Origin of the sequence: Clostridium thailandense (assembly GCF_019207025.1) — a bacterium.
In the GTDB taxonomy this organism is placed as follows: Bacteria; Bacillota; Clostridia; order Clostridiales; family Clostridiaceae; genus Clostridium_AM; species Clostridium_AM thailandense.
This window is the reverse complement of the sequence record NZ_JAEEGC010000007.1, coordinates 15,978-32,824: the sequence shown is the minus strand read 5'-3', so window position 1 is coordinate 32,824 and position 16,847 is coordinate 15,978. Positions and strand designations below refer to the sequence as shown.

Below are 16,847 nucleotides of genomic sequence, written 5' to 3'. Positions count from 1 at the left end.
TACCAACATATTAATATTTTAACATGTTTCCTTAGAGTATTCTATCTATCTTACATTCGTTCGGCAGCTTTTATTTTATAGAAAAGGTAGAGGACATTATCTCTTTAAAAGTATAAAACTAAACATTTAGGATAAAATGAAAATCCGGCACCTTAGTACCGGTTTTTTTCTTAACGCTAATATTTGCCAAACTCGTTATCTGTTAATGAAATTTTTCTCTTGCTTGTAGTTGCAGCAGCTTCAGAAAGGCTTCTTTTCTTTTCAGACATCCCTTGAATTATTTGCAATAAATCTGGGTTTAACTCTTCAATTCCACTATATGATACATCGCTGCCTTTTTTAAGTTGAAATCTGCCAACCATCCCTTTAAGTACTTCAGCTTGACTTGAAAGTTCTTCACTTGCTGCTGCACTTTCCTCTGCTGTAGCAGAATTGCTCTGGGTTACTTCAGATACCTGCATAATTCCCTGATTAACTTGTGCAATTCCCGAAGCTTGTTCATTAGATGCTGCAGCGATTTCTCCAACAAGACTTGCTGCTTTTGCCACACCATCGACTATCTTGTCAAGTGCCTCTGCAGTGTTGTTGGCAATCTGTGTACCACCTTCAACTTTTTTGATTGAACCTTCTATAAGAACAGTGGTTTCTTTAGCCGCATTTGCTGATCTTGCTGCTAGATTTCTTACTTCTTCTGCCACAACAGCAAAACCTTTACCATGCTGACCTGCCCTTGCAGCTTCTACTGCTGCATTCAATGCAAGAATATTTGTCTGAAATGCTATTTCGTCTATAACCTTTATTATCTTAGATATATTGGAAGATGATCCATTAATATCCTCCATTGCTTCTAACATTTCTTTCATCTGCTCATTGCCTTTAACGGCATATTCTTTTGCTAATAAAGAAAGTTCATTTGCCTTGTTAGCATTAGCAGCATTCTGTTTAGTTTGTGATGCAATTTCTTCTACAGAAGCTGTTAACTGTTCAATAGAACTTGCCTGTTCCGTAGAACCTTGTGAAAGAGCCTGAGCCGAATCAGACACCTGTCTTGCTCCTGATGCTACTTGTGAAGATGCATTATTAATATCATTTAGAATATTATTAAAGGCTTTAATAATATTATTCAATGAAATCTTAATTTCAGCAAAGTCCCCCATGTATTCCTTATTAATGCCAACAACAAGATTACCTTTCGCCATTTCAATAAGCGTCTCAGATATTTCCTGTACATAAGAGGCTATATTATTAATTGTATCATTAAGTTCATTCTTGATTTTTGCATGATCACCTTTATAATCTCCCTTGACAGCAACCTGAAAATTTCCTTTTGACATTTCCTCTAAAACACCTGCAGCTTCTTGTATAGGCTCTATAACTAAATCTAAAGTATGATTTATACCTTCTCCGATTTTTTTAAAATCTCCTTCATGTTTTGAGTTGTCAATTCTTGTTGAAAGCCTGCCTTCAATTGCTGCTTCTGAAAGTGTTATTATATCAGCTATTAAGCTTCCTACTGCATCTTTCGCCTTCTCAAGATTTATATTTATCTTAATAAAATCATTCCTAGTTTCTTCAGTATACTGATCTGCCTCCAAAACTTGAAAATCCATATTTATATTTCCTTTAGCAAGCATTGCAAGATTTGTAGATAATCGCTCTACTTCTTTCTTTGTATACTTGCTTACTCTTAAAATAGGTGTCAAATCTGTTACTACTTCAACAAAACCAATATTTTCACCTTTAATATTCTTTAAATAAGCTGTATCCTGTTTGCAATTCATTCCACACCAATCAAAGAAACTTTCACTTTTCCCCTTTATTAATTGTTTTATTCCACAATTTTGTGTATTACATATGTTCGCTCCAGCATTGCTACAAGATTTCCCATATCCGTCTTTCTTCTCTCTCACAACTCCTTGTTCAATCATCAATTTTTCAAAAGCTTTATTCATATATGTCCATTTCATATCGTTATCAGTAACATGTATTGGAAACGGCACAGCATCAATTATTGATTCATACCATAAATTTTTATCATTAACTGTATCCAATGTGTGATTTACCTCGTCAACAATTTTCTTATATTCTCCATCATGCCTTGTAACATCCGCTCTTACACTAAGGTTTCCTGCAATAGCCGCATCTGAAAGCATAAATACATCATTAATTAGTTTACCAACTGCATCTTTAGTTTTTTCAAGATTTTGGTTGATTTTTATAAAGTTATTTCTTGTCTCAAGAGTATATTTATCAGCAGGTGTTACCTCAAAATCTAAATTTAAATCTCCTTTAGCAAGAAGGTCAAGATTGCCAGCTAAGCGGTCCACCTCTTTCTTTGTATAATCACTTACTTGCAGTATAGATGTCAAATCCGTTACCACTTCAACAAATCCAATATGTTCACCTTTAGCATTCTTTAAATAAGAAGTATCCTGTTTGCAATTCATTCCACACCAATCAAAGAAACTTTCTCCTGTTCCCTTTAATAGTTGTTTTATTCCGCAATTTTGTGTGTTGCATATATTGGCTCCAGCATTACTGCAGGCTCTTCCATATCCATCTTTACGCTCTTTTACTACGCCTTGCTCAATCATTAACTTTTCAAAAGCCTTGTTCATATATGTCCAGTTCATATTATCATCAGTAACATGTATCGGAAATGGTACAGCATCTATAATCCCTTCGTACCACATCATTTTTTCAGCTATCTTTTTTAATGATTCTGTAAGATTACCTATTTCATCATTTGTGCTTGACTCTATTCCAATATTAATTTCACCATCTGCTAATTTATTAGCTACCTTAACAGCACTAGTAATCGATTCTACAATGACTTTTGATAGCATAGCACTAAATATAAAAACTAGAAATACTTGTACAATTATAATAGTTAGAATTCTTGAAGTTGAACTAAAATGGTTTGTTACATTATATACAGCAGCTCCTATAGCTGCCACTAATAACTCTACTGTTGTAAATCCAGCAATTAGTTTTGTATTTATTTTCATATTATTGAACCATTTCATACTTTTGCCCCCTTATTACGTTTTAAAATAACCATTACATTTTAAATTTCCATAACAGCTTATACCTTTTTTTATATAATCTAAATCTATTTTCATCCTTTCTATATTTCCTTCTTGCTTATAAATTAGATAAGCTTTCAATTTCCTCTTCATTAAGCATTTTATTGCAATCTAAAATTAATTTAACCTCATTTCCAACCTTTCCTATACCTTTTATGTATCTATTAGAACTCTTACTAAGCCCTGGTGGTGGAACTATATCTTGCTCAGGTATAGACATAACCTCTGAAACACTATCAACAATGAGACCAATAAACATATCCCTTATATCTATGACTACAATACAAGTTCTATCATTATATTCTCGCGGCTCCTTTTTAAAGCGTAATCTTACATCCATTAAAGGAATAATCTTACCTCTTAAATTAATAATTCCTTTAATATAATCTGGTAGTTCTGGAACCTCAGTAATGCTTTGAATTCCTATAATCTCTGTTACATACATAATTTCAATACCATAAAATTCGTTTCCTAGAGAGAATGTAAGAAACTTATCTTTTTGAGTATCTTCTTCTCTGTCAATTATATCTTGTGTATTAATGTTATCCACTATCATATCCCCTTTCACACACTTATTTTAAAATTCTGAATTTTATATTGTTACTTTTTTGTAATTTCACTTAATTAGATAAAAATATGAACCAAACGGTATGCCTAAATCGAATTGAAATTATTTAAATTGGAATTTTATTATTTCGAGTAAATACTTACTTACTTATTTTTATAATATATGCGAATCTATCTTTTGTCAATTAATATATATTGTAGAAAACTTAATTTTAAAAGCAAAAGTCAGAAAATTCCAATCGCTTTAGATTAAAATCTCCTGACCTATAATATAATCTTTTTATACAGGCCTTATTCCTTAGATTGCATCAAAGAAACACATTTGATCACTCTCTGGAAGACCCTTCAAACAATTAAACTTTTTAAGTAAATCTATAGTGGAATTTCCAATCTTAGCACGTTTCTTTACATCCTCTATTGAGCTAAAAGTCTCTTCTTGAGCTGCGTTAAATATACCTTCAGCAGCCACATTTCCCATTCCAGATATGCTGTTTACAGGTGGTCTTAAACCATCCTCTTCTACCAAAAATCTAGTGGCATGGGACTTATATAAATCAATAGGTAAGAATTTAAACCCTCTCTCATACATTTCTAGAACTATCTCTAAATCATCGTACATATCCTTATCCTTAGGTGCGGCTTGATTACCCATTGTTTCAATTTCCTTCATCTTTTCTTTAACCTTTTCTTTTCCAAAAATCATAAACTCAGAGTCAAAGGCCTTTGCTCTAATAGTAAAGTATGCTGCATAATATGCCATAGGTATGTGAACTTTAAACCAAGCTATTCTAAATGCCATCATTACATAAGCTGCAGCATGGGCTTTAGGAAACATATACTTTATTTTCCTACAAGAATCTATATACCATTCTGGTACGTCATGTTCCCGCATTAAAGCTTCATACTCTGCCCATTTTTCAGGATCCTTTAAAGCCTTTCCTTTACGTACTAACTCCATTATCTTAAAAGCAGTATTGGGCGGCAAACCTTTTTTAATAAGATAAACCATGATGTCATCTCTGGTACACACTGCCTCATTTAAGGTTACTGTTCCATTATCAACTAAGTCCTTAGCATTTCCAAGCCATACGTCAGTACCATGTGAAAGTCCTGATATACATATCAAATCAAAGAAAGCTTTTGGCATTGTGTCTAAAAGCATTCCTCTTACGAACTTAGTACCAAACTCAGGAATGCCAAAGGTTCCTACCTTAGAATTTATCTGCTCTGGTATTACTCCTAATGCCTGCGTTGATGAAAAGATGGACATAGTTTCCTTATCGTCCATAGGTATCGTTTTGGGATCAACTCCTGTTATATCCTGAAGCATTCTTATAACTGTTGGATCGTCGTGTCCTAGTATATCAAGCTTCAGCAAATTTTGGTCAATAGAGTGATAATCAAAATGTGTTGTTATAATATCTGAATTAGGATCATCTGCAGGATGTTGTACAGGACAAAATTCAAAGATTTCTCGACCTTTTGGAACTACTATTATTCCACCAGGGTGCTGACCAGTAGTTCTCTTTATTCCTGTACAGCCTTTTGAAATTCTGAGGATTTCTGCTTTGTTTACTGTACGGTTTTTTTCTTCATAATACTTTTTCACGTAACCGAAAGCTGTTTTCTCTGCTATGGTACCTATGGTTCCTGCTTTAAAGGTTGTGCCTTTTCCAAAAATAACCTCTGTATATCTATGTGCCTTTGCCTGATATTCACCTGAAAAGTTTAAGTCTATATCTGGTTCCTTATCTCCATTGAAGCCTAAGAAGGTTTCAAAAGGTATGTCTATGCCATCCTTGGAAAGCTTTTCTCCACAAACAGGACACACTTTATCTGGTAAGTCAAAACCATTTTTAATTCCATAATCCGTAAAATCCGAATATTTACAACTAGGACATCTATAATGTGGCGGCAAAGCATTTACTTCTGTTATACCCGTCATATAGGCTACAACAGATGAACCAACAGACCCTCTGGATCCTACCAGATAGCCATCCTCATTTGATTTCCATACCAGTTTTTGAGCAATGATATACATTACAGAGAAACCATTTTTTATAATGGAATCCAGCTCTCTATCTAGTCTGGACTGAACAAGTTCTGGAAGAGGATCACCATATAGCTCATGAGCTCTTCCGAAGGTAATGTCCTTAATTGTCTGCTCACAGCCGTCTATATGTGGTGTAGCTTTTTCTGGGGAAATAGGACTAATTGGCTCACACATCTCCGATATTAAATTGGTATTTGTAACTACCACTTCATAAGCCTTTTCCTGTCCTAAATATGAAAATTCCTCAAGCATCTCCTCAGTGGTTCTTAAATATAGCGGTGCTTGATTATCTGCATCCTTGAATCCCTGTCCTGCTTCCAGTATACGTCTGTATATCTCATCCTCTGGGTCCATAAAGTGAACATCTCCTGTAGCTACTACAGGTTTATTAAATTTTTCTCCTAATGCAATAATTTTTCTATTGATTTCCTTTAAGTATTCCTTATCTGGTACCTGCTCTTGTCTTACTAAATAATCATTATTTCCTAGAGGTTGAATTTCCAAATAATCGTATTCCTCTGCAATTGCTTCAATTTCCTCATCAGACTTTCCTAGAAGTATTGCCTGATACAATTCACCTTCACTGCAAGCACTTCCAAGGATCAATCCCTCAGAATATTTTTTAAACATGCTCTTTAAAATACGAGGTTTTTTGTAAAAATAATCTAAGTGCGAGTAAGATACTAACTTATATAAATTCTTTAAACCCACATAATCCTTTGCTAATATTATTGCATGATAGGTTTTAAGCTTTTTATATGCTTCCTTCTTAGCCTGTTCATCAGAGCCATATATATCTATATCTTCAAGAGTTTTAGCTCCTCTTTCTTTTAGTTTCTCAAGCATTACATTAAAAACCTTAACAGTAGTATTCACATCATCTAAGGCTCTATGAGCAACTTCTACCTTTATGCCAAGGTTCTTAGCAATTCTACCCAATTTATAGGTTTTAAAATCTGGAAAAACTTCTTGTGCTAAAGACAAGGTATCTAAATATGTGAAATCAAAGTCATAGCCTAAAACCTTAGCATTATTTTTTAAAAAACCTACATCAAATCCCGCATTATGAGCAACTAAAACACTGTCCTTGATAAAATCAAGCATTTTAGGAAATACCTGATCTATGGTTTCTGCATCTTTTACCATGTCATCAGTTATATTGGTAACCTCCACAACTCTTGGAGGAATAGACTTTTCGGGGTTTACAAAGCAGCTAAATTCATCTATTACTTTTCCGTCCTTCAATTTCATAATCCCTATTTCAGTAATTTTTTCTGTGACTGGTGAAAAACCTGTGGTTTCCAAATCCAGTACACAATATGTAGTGTCAATACTCTGTCCTTTTAGATTGGTTACGGATGGTTTTTTATCTGGTGCTAAATAAGCCTCCACTCCATATATAACCTTCATGTTTGGATTATCTCTTCCTAAAAGCTTATGTGCCTCAGGAAAAGACTGCACAACTCCATGATCTGTTATGGCAATAGATTTCATCCCCCAACTCATAGCTCTTTTAATTAAATCACCAGCATTGGTCATAGCATCCATCTGACTCATTTGTGTATGCATGTGAAGTTCAACTCTCTTCACTTCTGTATTGTCTTGTCTCTTAGTTTTCTTTATTCCTTCTGTTTCTATTATAGTATTAGCAATAAGTTCAATTTCGTCGGAAAACTTGCTATATCCTGAATTTCCAGCAATTCTGACACCCTTAGCCTTTTTAAGCCTTGATAATACCTCACCATCTTCACCAGGCTTGCAGAAGGCTTTACAGGTCATAGAACTTGAACCATCATATAATGCAAAGGAAATTAATGTTTTTCCACTTCTTAATTCCTTTGTTTCCATATTGGATATCTCTCCCTCTATAGCTACCCTACCTTCATCTGGTGTAATATCAGTAATTTTTACTACGGTGTCTTTAATATTAGCATTTCTTCCTAATATCAAAAATGGACTGACTTTTTTCCCAAGTGTTTCTGACTTTGCTTCTTGCTTTTTTTCTACTGCTTCCTTAGGCAACTTCGGAGCATTATTGCTTGGTGTACTATTGATTTCTTTTTTGATAAACATTACTTCACTTGCGCGCTTATCTTCCACCATTTTAGCTAATTCTTCACTGCTTAGCTTATCAATAAAGCTTATTCTATATTCCGTGCCATAGAGGCTTTTTATAGCTTTATAAATCTTTTTATCATAATCCATAGTCTTTAAGAAGCCTGATACTGGAATTTTAAAATTAAAACTTATAGTATTTTCATCTACTTCATATTCACTGTTATTTATCACTGCCTTTAAAGCAGGATATTTATCTGATACAGAAAATACAATTTTTTTTAATTCCTCTTCTATGGGCTTTTTACTCGTTCCTTCAGCATACTTTACAGCAATTTTGGAATCTTCTAGTGAAAATCTTTCTTTTATAAATTTATTAAGCCCCTCAAATTCTCCTATTTCAATATATTTATCTGAGCTGATTTTCATTTCAAGGATTTTAGTTTTTTTGCTTAAGGCTACTGACTCTACAATAGCAGTATTTATGTTACCCTTGGCTTCATAATCACTAAAAATTTCATTTATTCTTTTCATCTCTATCTTTAACCATCTCCCAAAAATTTTTAGTATGTTTCTATTATATAGGATAGTATTATGCTTTGTCATGTAGCAGAAAAAGGTATAGAGACACCCTTTTATAAAAAGTGCCTCTATATCTCCTTCATATTTATTTTATATGATATTTATATTATTTTTAAAGTCCTGGTAAATTATACACATGATTATGTCTTTTCCTCCAAAACAAAAATCATGAATGGCTTTAAGATTTCTCACTCATTCCACCCATGATTCTTAATCTTTCTCTATTACATTTAACTAAATTCTATAATAAATTCAAATTACTTAACAATATTTATTCAACAGTTACAGATTTTGCCAAATTCCTAGGCTTGTCAACATCGCATCCTTTTTGAACAGCCATATAATATGATGCTAACTGTAAAGGTATTACTGAAATTACTGGTGCTAATATATCATGAGTTCTTGGTATATATAAAGCTGCATCCACTGTTTTTTCAATTTCTGTATGACCCTCATATGCAATTCCTAATACATTTGCACCTCTTGTTTTAACCTCTTTAACGTTGCTTACCATTTTATCAAATAAACCAAGTTGTGTTGCTAAAGCTATTACTACTGTTCCTTTTTCTATTAATGCAATAGGGCCATGTTTTAATTCTCCACCTGCATATGCTTCAGAATGAATATACGATATTTCCTTAACTTTTAATGATCCTTCCATTGCAACAGCATAATCAAGACCTCTACCTAAAAAGAACATATCTTTGTGCATATAAGTTTTTGAAGCAAATTTTTGTAAAACTTCTTTATGCTTTAATACTTCTTCTGCTTTTTCTGGCAATTCAAGCATTGCAGCCTTTATTTTTTCTATTTCCTCACTGTTTACACTATTTTTATTTTCAGCAAAGAATAGTGCTATTATATACATAGCTATAAGCTGAGTTACATATGCCTTAGTAGATGCAACTGCAATCTCAGGACCAGCCCAAGTATATAATATATCATCAGCTTCTCTTGATACTGAACTTCCTACTACATTAGTTACAGCTATTACTCTAGCTCCATGTGCTTTTGCTTCTCTAAGCGCTGCTAAAGTGTCTGCTGTTTCTCCTGATTGACTTACAACTATCATTAAAGTTCTTTCATTTATTATAGGATCTCTATATCTAAACTCTGATGCAATATCTACTTCAACAGGTATTCTTGCAAGCTTTTCTATAGCATATTTACCTACAACCCCTGCATGATAAGCAGTACCACATGCTACTATATATATTTTATCTATATTGGCAATTTGTTCTTTTGTTATTGTTATGTCATCAAGAGTTACTGGTTTTCCTGGCATTATTCTTGATGTCATAGTATCTTTTATTGCCTTTGGCTGTTCGTGGATTTCCTTAATCATAAAGTGCTCAAATCCACCTTTTTCAGCAGCATCTGCGTTCCATGTTACATGGTATATATCTCTCTTTATTTCATCGCCTTCTGCTGTTAAAAGCTTGACTCCTTGTTCAGTTAAAACTACGAACTCATTATCATTTAAAAGATATATATCCCTTGTATGATTTAATATTGCAGGTATATCTGAAGCTATAAAGTTTTCTCCTTTACCTAAACCTACTATTAATGGACTGTCTTTTCTAACTGCTACAACTTTGTCTGGCTCCTTTGAGCAAACCACCCCTATAGCATAACTTCCTTCCATTTTAGCAGCTGCTTTCATAACAGCATCTATCAAATCGCCATTATAGTAGTAATCAACTAAGTGAGGTATAACTTCTGTATCAGTTTCAGATACAAATTTATATCCTTTTGAAATTAACCATTCTCTTATATGAATATAATTTTCTATAATTCCGTTGTGAACAACGCTTATAGTTCCATCTTCATTAGTGTGTGGATGTGAATTCAAGTCTGATGGTTCTCCATGAGTTGCCCATCTTGTGTGCCCTATTCCAACACTTCCAACTAAAGGACTTTCCTTAAGTTTTTCCTCAAGGTTTGCAAGTCTTCCCTTGCATTTTGTTACGTTTAGTTTATCTCCATCTAATATAGCTACACCTGCTGAGTCATATCCTCTATATTCAAGTTTACTTAAACCCTCAATTAAAACTGGTGAAGCTCCTCTTTTTCCTACAAAACCAACTATTCCGCACATAATAATCTTCCTTTCTCATTTTAAATTTATTTTTCTCTTCTTGGAGAACTAGCGAATTAGAATTGATAATTTTAATTACACGATTATTAAACCCTTTTTTGAGTATCAAAAAACAAAGGGATTAAATAAAACTTTTTAAAATTTTAAATTCGCTAATGATGAAACTTCCTCATATTGCATGAAGAAGTAAGCATTCCAAAAAACACAAAAGCAGTTTGGATGCTTAGGTTTTAACACCAGGTTGATGTTGTAACGGAAATCACTTCCCGATTTTATCAACCGTTAACGGTAGTGCGATACCGTGGGGCACCCGCCGAAGAATCGATACTCCCCATCCTCGTCAACTTAAGTGAGACTCTAAATCTTTGATTTAACTAGTCGAACTTACATAGGCATGCAAGTGAGACTCTAAATCTTTGATTTAGTTAGCTGAACTTACACAGTGGTGTAAGTGAGATTCCAACTCTTCCACCTAGTTAGTCCAACTAATCCAAGTGTTTCAGGATTTCCACATAAGTTCTGGCGCTTTAAATTAATTTATCTATTACCTTTTATATTCTATTCTCCTCCCCTTTCTATTGTTACTTTATATAAAGCATAATCAAGCTGTCAATTTATTATATTTATAACTGCATTTTTTGTCAACTTAAATGATTCAGTCAAAAGCTTTATTTGTTACCTTATTATGCACATAGAAATCCTCTAAGACTATATTTTATGTATTTTTAATTAGCCTTTATTATACATTTCTTATATTTAAACTACATATTAAGTCCCAAATAGCATATACATATAACTTTTATTAATATATATTAGACAAGTTAGCCAATATCTAAATTTTTTGTTAATTTGTACTTAGATAAAAAGACACAGGAAACTCCTATGTCTTTAATAATATCTAACTATTTGCTTTTCTTTCTATAAGTGCTGCTAGCTTGTGAGCCATTTCATCAATCTCTTCTTGATTCTCTCCCTCAAGCATTACTCTAACTAATGGTTCTGTACCTGAAGGTCTTATTAAAACTCTTCCGCATCCATCTAAAGCTTCCTCTATCTTCTTTATTTCTGCAATTATTTTTTCATCCTCAAGATATATATTTTTCTTATCATTTGGTACTGTAGCATTTACAAGAACTTGTGGAAGCTCTTTCATTATTGAAGCAAGCTCTGATAATGAACTACCAGTATTTTTAACTATCATTGAAAGTTGAAGCGCCGTAATAAGTCCGTCCCCTGTAGTGTTATAATCAAGCAATATTATATGACCTGATTGTTCTCCACCTAAAGAGTATCCCTCTTTTATCATTTCCTCAAGTACATATCTATCTCCAACGTTTGTTTTAATTGATTTTATATTTTCTTTCTTTAATGCTATATCTAATCCAAGATTACTCATTACTGTAGTAACTAAAACATCTTTGTGTAATTTTCCCTTGTTTTTTAGATATTTACCTATTATAGCCATTATAAAATCACCGTGTATGAGATTGCCTTTTTCATCTACTGCAAGACATCTATCTGCATCTCCGTCAAAAGCCAAACCAAGGTGACATCCTTTTTTAACTACATAGTCCATTAATTCTTCTGGATGAGTTGATCCACAATTCTTATTTATATTTATTCCATCCGGATCATTGTTTATAATATATAATTGTGCTCCCAGTTCTTTAAATGCTCTTACTGTAGTCAAGTATGCTGCACCATTAGCACAATCTAAAGCAACTTTTAATCCTTTTAAATCTCCTTGGACAGTGGATTTTGCAAAATCCACATAGTCTGAAATCGCTTCTCCTGCTTCTTCGAGTTTTCTTCCTATTTCTTCTCCTACTGGAAGAGGAACTCCTTCAAAATCACTTTCAATAACTTTCTGAATCCTGTCTTCTAGTTCATCTGATAACTTATATCCTTGTCCATTAAAAAATTTTATGCCATTATATTCAACTGGATTATGAGATGCTGAAATAACAACTCCTGCATCAGCTCCATATTTTCTTGTCAGGTAAGCTACGGCCGGAGTTGGTATAATTCCTATACAAATAGCTTCTGCACCCACAGAAAGTATTCCTGCAACTAGTGCATTTTCTAGCATGTCCCCAGATATTCTTGTATCCATTCCAACTACTATTTTAGGTTTGTGAGCTCCTTCTGTAAGAACATACGCACCTGCTCTACCTAAATTATATGCTACTTCCGCTGTTAGTTCTTTGTTTGCAATGCCTCTTACCCCATCAGTTCCAAACATTCTATGCATACTAATACCTCTCTCTTTTATCTTCTATATTATTTCTAACAATATCTATTACATTATAATATTATATTACAATTTATTCATTGTAACAACAGGTATTAACTTGCTTGATGTCAATATAAAAATGCCCAAATTAAACACTAAACATCTCTCGAAGGATAAATTTCTTATCATATTCATATGATATTGATAACAAATATAAGTATTTCGGTATAGTAAAATACTGGTATGTTAACCCATCTGGTACAGGTGGTGGTTAGATATAACAATTAGTAAAGGTTATGCATTTTATAGAGAACTACACCAGAAAGTTTACTTATACGCAGGAAGATGTTTCCAAAGCTGAAGACACATATAAAAACTTTTTAATCAATCTTAGCGAAGTATTTTAGAAAATCTTAGGTACTTTTATATGTCTGAGGTACGAGTTTATAAAAGTTCCTTAGATTTTCAAAATACTGAGCTTTAGATTGATAAAAAGTTTTTATTGTGTTGAAGCTTTGGAAACATCTCCCGGAGCATAAGTAAACTTTCGGCGGTATTTCATATATAAAAAAGCCACCCAAATTTCTTGGGCGACTTCTATAAACCTTATTTTACGTATTCAATTCCTTTTTCAATAGCTTTCTTATTCATTTCAAAGAATTTTTCTTTTCCATGAGCTCTTAATGATTCAAGCAATTCTTCTATTGAAACTATCCCTGTTTTCTTGACAAGTGCTCCCAAAAGAACCATGTTTGCTATTGTTTTAGTTCCAAGTTCTTCTGCTATTGTTTGAGCTGGAATAGCTATAACTTCTATGTCTTTTCTTTCAGGCACTCTATCTACTAAGTCTGAATCTATTATAACAAGACCATTTGGTTCTATTGTATCTTCAAACTTATCTAGAGAAGGTCTATTCATTACAACTACACTATCAGCTTTTGTAACTATTGGTGAACCTATTCCCTCATCAGTTAGTATAACTGAACAGTTAGCTGTACCTCCTCTCATTTCTGGACCATATGATGGTAACCATGAAACGTTTAAATTAGCATCCATTCCTGCATATGCAAGGAACTTACCCATAGATAATATACCTTGTCCACCGAACCCTGCGAAAATTATCTGTTGTGATGCCATTTATTTCACCTCCTCAGTTGTATCCTTCTTTATTCCAAGAGGATAATATGGTATCATGTTGTCTTTTAACCACTGCATTGACTCTGAAGGTGTTAATCCCCAGTTAGTTGGACAAATTGATAATACTTCTACCATTGAGAAGCCTTTTCCTTCTAACTGATTTTGGAAAGCTTTCTTTATAGCTTTTTTAGCTTTTAATATATTTGGAACTGTATCTACAGAAACTCTTTCGACATAGCAAGCACCAGTCAAAGTTGATATCATTTCAGCAACTCTTATTGGATGTCCAGCTAATTTTACGTCTCTTCCATATGGTGATGTTTCTGTAACTTGACCTGGTAATGTTGTTGGAGCCATTTGTCCACCAGTCATACCATATATACAGTTATTTACAAATATTGAAGTTATGTTTTCTCCTCTAGCAGCTGCGTGTACAATTTCAGCAGTACCTATAGCAGCTAGGTCTCCATCTCCTTGATAAGTAAATACAACTTTATCAGGGTTTGTTCTCTTTATACCAGTACCAACTGCAGGTGCTCTTCCATGTGCAGCTTCAAACATATCACAAGCAAAATACTTATATGCTAAAACTGAACATCCTACTGGTGCTACACCTATAGTTTTATCTAATATACCAAGCTCATCCATAACTTCAGCAACTAGCTTATGAATTACTCCATGAGTGCATCCTGGACAATAGTGAGTTGGCACATCAAGTAATGATTTTGGTGTTTCATATACTATAGCCATTATTTTGCACCTCCTACTATATCTTTAACTTTATTAAGGATATCTGTTGGATCTGGAACCATACCACCTGATCTTCCGTAGAAGTCAACTGGTTTTCTTCCACTTACAACGAGTCTTACATCCTCAACCATCTGTCCACAGCTCATTTCTACTGATAAATAACCATGTTTTGTTTTATCTATTGTATTTTCAAATGCCTCTACAGGGAATGGCCATAACGTTATTGGTCTTACTAACCCTAACTTTATTCCTTCCTTCGCAGCCATTTTAATTACATTCTTACATATTCTTGATGTAGTTCCATACGCAACCAATATCAAATCACAATCTGATTCGCAATTAAATACTTCATATCTAACTTCATTTGCTTTTATAACAGAATATTTCTTTTGAAGATGTATATTGTGATCTTCTAATAGTTCCGGTTCTAAATATAATGAATTTATAATATTATGTTCTGTTCTTCCGTTTAATCCATTAGCTGCCCAAGTTTTTTCTGGAAGTTCTCTTGCTTGTCTTTCTTTAAATTCAACTGGTTCCATCATTTGACCAAGCATTCCATCTCCCATAACCATACAAGGAGTTCTATACATATCTGCTACATCAAAAGCGTCTTGTATTAAGTCAACCATTTCTTGTATTGAAGATGGTGCAAATACAGGCATATTGAAATCTCCATGTGCTCCGCCTTTTGTAGCTTGGAAATAATCGGATTGCGCTGGTTGAATACTTCCAAGACCAGGGCCTCCTCTAACTATATTAACAATAACACAAGGTAACTCAGCACCTGCAATGTATGAGATACCTTCAGCTTTTAAGCTTATTCCTGGTGAACTTGACGATGTCATGCATCTAAGTCCAGTACCAGCTGCTCCATAAACCATGTTTATAGCAGAAACTTCACTTTCAGCTTGAATAAATGTTCTACCTATCTTTGGCATTTTTTTTGCCATATAAGCAGCAACTTCTGTTTGTGGGGTAATAGGATAACCGAAGAAAGCTTTGCAATTTGCTCTAATTGCAGCTTCTCCTATCGCTTCATTACCCTTCATTAATACTTTCTCTCCCATAAAAGACCCTCCTTACTCTTTTTCAACTGTTATTACACAATCAGGGCATATTCTTGCACATGAAGCACATGCAATACATTCACTCATCTTGTCTTCTGTAACAGTTGCAGGATGATATCCTTTTACATTAAGCTTGTCAGCAAAAACTATTATTTTCTTAGGACATGCAGCTAAACAGTGTCCACAGCCTTTGCATCTTTCTTCTCTAAAAGTCACCTTTGCATTTGGCATAAGAAATTCCCTCCTTAAGGTTGGTAATTGAAGTTCTTTTGACTACTTCTAAACTAGATAGCTTTTCTTCTAGAAAATTGTTGGGTATTTCAACCCATCTATATAAATTTTATTTCTAGCGACTTTAGATTTATCTCCAAGGTGGTTTCATATATATATCTATTGGTAAAAGTTCTCCTTGTACTTTTCCTTTAACTTCATCGACTAAATCTCTTCTGCATACAGTATATTTATGAGGTATATTAAGCTTTTCAGCTAACCTGCCTACTGTTTTATCACCTTTTATAATATCCTCTACTGCAGTTTCATAGGATAAATTAGTATTAGATATTAAATGAGTCACTTTAAGCCTAGATGCTGTTTGTATAGCTCTAATATAGTCTTCTGTGTCATCATTATTAGAAGTCAAAGGTCTATTATTATTTATAACAAAATACATATCATATGGTTCTTCTTTTAAGTATTTATTATATTGACCAAGTACAATAGCTCCTTGGTCATCACCACCTATATCCATGACTACTTCATAACTCTTGTCATTAAATACAGCTAGAACCTCTGCTGGAACCACCATTAATTCAGCATTAGATAAATTAGGATCTGAGGCAATTACTCTTACTCCATGCTCTTCAAGCTCTTTTCTTATTCCTCTAGTGCAAAAATAAGGATTCACTATATCAAGATCGACAATTGCAACTTTTTTACCTGTCTTTGCAATATTTATTGCATAATTTATGGATATCTCTGTTTTTCCACTTCCAAAATGTCCTGTAAAAATATTTATTCTACTCATCATATCACCTCTCAAACTAGTGAAGCGCAAATTTTTTTCTCTAAAATTCCAGTAAACGTATTCATGTCGAGTACAACTCAACATTTATGTCTTTAAAATTTATCCATATGATTTAATATTAGCAAAAGTTACATTAATTGTCTACTACAAATTATTTGCTAAATTTCATATAAATACGAAAATATGAATTTT

At 33.4% G+C, this 16,847-nt stretch carries 10 protein-coding genes; all 10 read right to left on the bottom strand.

Annotated elements, in window-relative coordinates:
• Window positions 1-176: 176 nt before the first annotated feature.
• The 10 genes from I6U48_RS01460 to I6U48_RS01415 all read right to left on the bottom strand — a co-directional run bounded on the left by I6U48_RS01460 (window position 177) and on the right by I6U48_RS01415 (window position 16,655).
• Window positions 177-3,026 carry a methyl-accepting chemotaxis protein gene (locus I6U48_RS01460; RefSeq protein ID WP_218318619.1) on the bottom strand — a complete coding sequence of 950 codons (2,850 nt, stop codon included), beginning with the start codon at window positions 3,024-3,026 and terminating at the stop codon, window positions 177-179.
• A 118-nt stretch (window positions 3,027-3,144) separates the two neighbouring features.
• Window positions 3,145-3,642 carry a chemotaxis protein CheW gene (locus I6U48_RS01455; protein WP_218318618.1) on the bottom strand — a complete coding sequence of 166 codons (498 nt, stop codon included), beginning with the start codon at window positions 3,640-3,642 and terminating at the stop codon, window positions 3,145-3,147.
• 309 nt (window positions 3,643-3,951) lie between these two features.
• Entirely contained in the window at window positions 3,952-8,295 is a 4,344-nt protein-coding gene (gene polC, locus I6U48_RS01450; protein ID WP_218318617.1) for a DNA polymerase III subunit alpha, read from the bottom strand.
• A 319-nt stretch (window positions 8,296-8,614) separates the two neighbouring features.
• Window positions 8,615-10,441 carry a glutamine--fructose-6-phosphate transaminase (isomerizing) gene (gene glmS, locus I6U48_RS01445; protein ID WP_218318616.1) on the bottom strand — a complete coding sequence of 609 codons (1,827 nt, stop codon included), beginning with the start codon at window positions 10,439-10,441 and terminating at the stop codon, window positions 8,615-8,617.
• Window positions 10,442-11,339: 898 nt separating this feature from the next.
• Window positions 11,340-12,692 (bottom strand): phosphoglucosamine mutase, encoded by a 1,353-nt coding sequence (gene glmM, locus I6U48_RS01440; protein WP_218318615.1) that lies wholly within the window; start codon window positions 12,690-12,692, stop codon window positions 11,340-11,342.
• A gap of 588 nt (window positions 12,693-13,280) precedes the next feature.
• Window positions 13,281-13,811: a 2-oxoacid:ferredoxin oxidoreductase subunit gamma family protein gene (locus I6U48_RS01435; protein ID WP_218318614.1), complete on the bottom strand. Its 531-nt coding sequence runs from the start codon at window positions 13,809-13,811 to the stop codon at window positions 13,281-13,283.
• On the bottom strand, window positions 13,812-14,561 hold the full coding sequence (locus I6U48_RS01430) for a thiamine pyrophosphate-dependent enzyme (RefSeq protein WP_218318613.1): 750 nt from the start codon (window positions 14,559-14,561) through the stop codon (window positions 13,812-13,814).
• Window positions 14,561-15,631 (bottom strand): 3-methyl-2-oxobutanoate dehydrogenase subunit VorB, encoded by a 1,071-nt coding sequence (locus tag I6U48_RS01425; protein ID WP_218318612.1) that lies wholly within the window; start codon window positions 15,629-15,631, stop codon window positions 14,561-14,563. Before I6U48_RS01425 ends, I6U48_RS01430 begins: the two co-directional genes overlap by 1 nt.
• A gap of 12 nt (window positions 15,632-15,643) precedes the next feature.
• Window positions 15,644-15,862: a 4Fe-4S dicluster domain-containing protein gene (locus I6U48_RS01420; protein ID WP_218318611.1), complete on the bottom strand. Its 219-nt coding sequence runs from the start codon at window positions 15,860-15,862 to the stop codon at window positions 15,644-15,646.
• Window positions 15,863-15,992: 130 nt separating this feature from the next.
• Complete coding sequence (locus I6U48_RS01415; RefSeq protein WP_218318610.1) at window positions 15,993-16,655, bottom strand: ParA family protein; 663 nt, start codon at window positions 16,653-16,655, stop codon at window positions 15,993-15,995.
• Window positions 16,656-16,847 lie beyond the last annotated feature (192 nt).

Coding starts and splice junctions, on each gene's coding strand:
- I6U48_RS01460 (WP_218318619.1), bottom strand. CDS start 3,026: ATGAAATGGTTCAATAATATGAAAATAAATACAAAACTAATTGCTGGA.
- I6U48_RS01455 (WP_218318618.1), bottom strand. CDS start 3,642: ATGATAGTGGATAACATTAATACACAAGATATAATTGACAGAGAAGAA.
- polC (WP_218318617.1), bottom strand. CDS start 8,295: ATGAAAAGAATAAATGAAATTTTTAGTGATTATGAAGCCAAGGGTAAC.
- glmS (WP_218318616.1), bottom strand. CDS start 10,441: ATGTGCGGAATAGTTGGTTTTGTAGGAAAAAGAGGAGCTTCACCAGTT.
- glmM (WP_218318615.1), bottom strand. CDS start 12,692: ATGCATAGAATGTTTGGAACTGATGGGGTAAGAGGCATTGCAAACAAA.
- I6U48_RS01435 (WP_218318614.1), bottom strand. CDS start 13,811: ATGGCATCACAACAGATAATTTTCGCAGGGTTCGGTGGACAAGGTATA.
- I6U48_RS01430 (WP_218318613.1), bottom strand. CDS start 14,561: ATGGCTATAGTATATGAAACACCAAAATCATTACTTGATGTGCCAACT.
- I6U48_RS01425 (WP_218318612.1), bottom strand. CDS start 15,631: ATGGGAGAGAAAGTATTAATGAAGGGTAATGAAGCGATAGGAGAAGCT.
- I6U48_RS01420 (WP_218318611.1), bottom strand. CDS start 15,862: ATGCCAAATGCAAAGGTGACTTTTAGAGAAGAAAGATGCAAAGGCTGT.
- I6U48_RS01415 (WP_218318610.1), bottom strand. CDS start 16,655: ATGAGTAGAATAAATATTTTTACAGGACATTTTGGAAGTGGAAAAACA.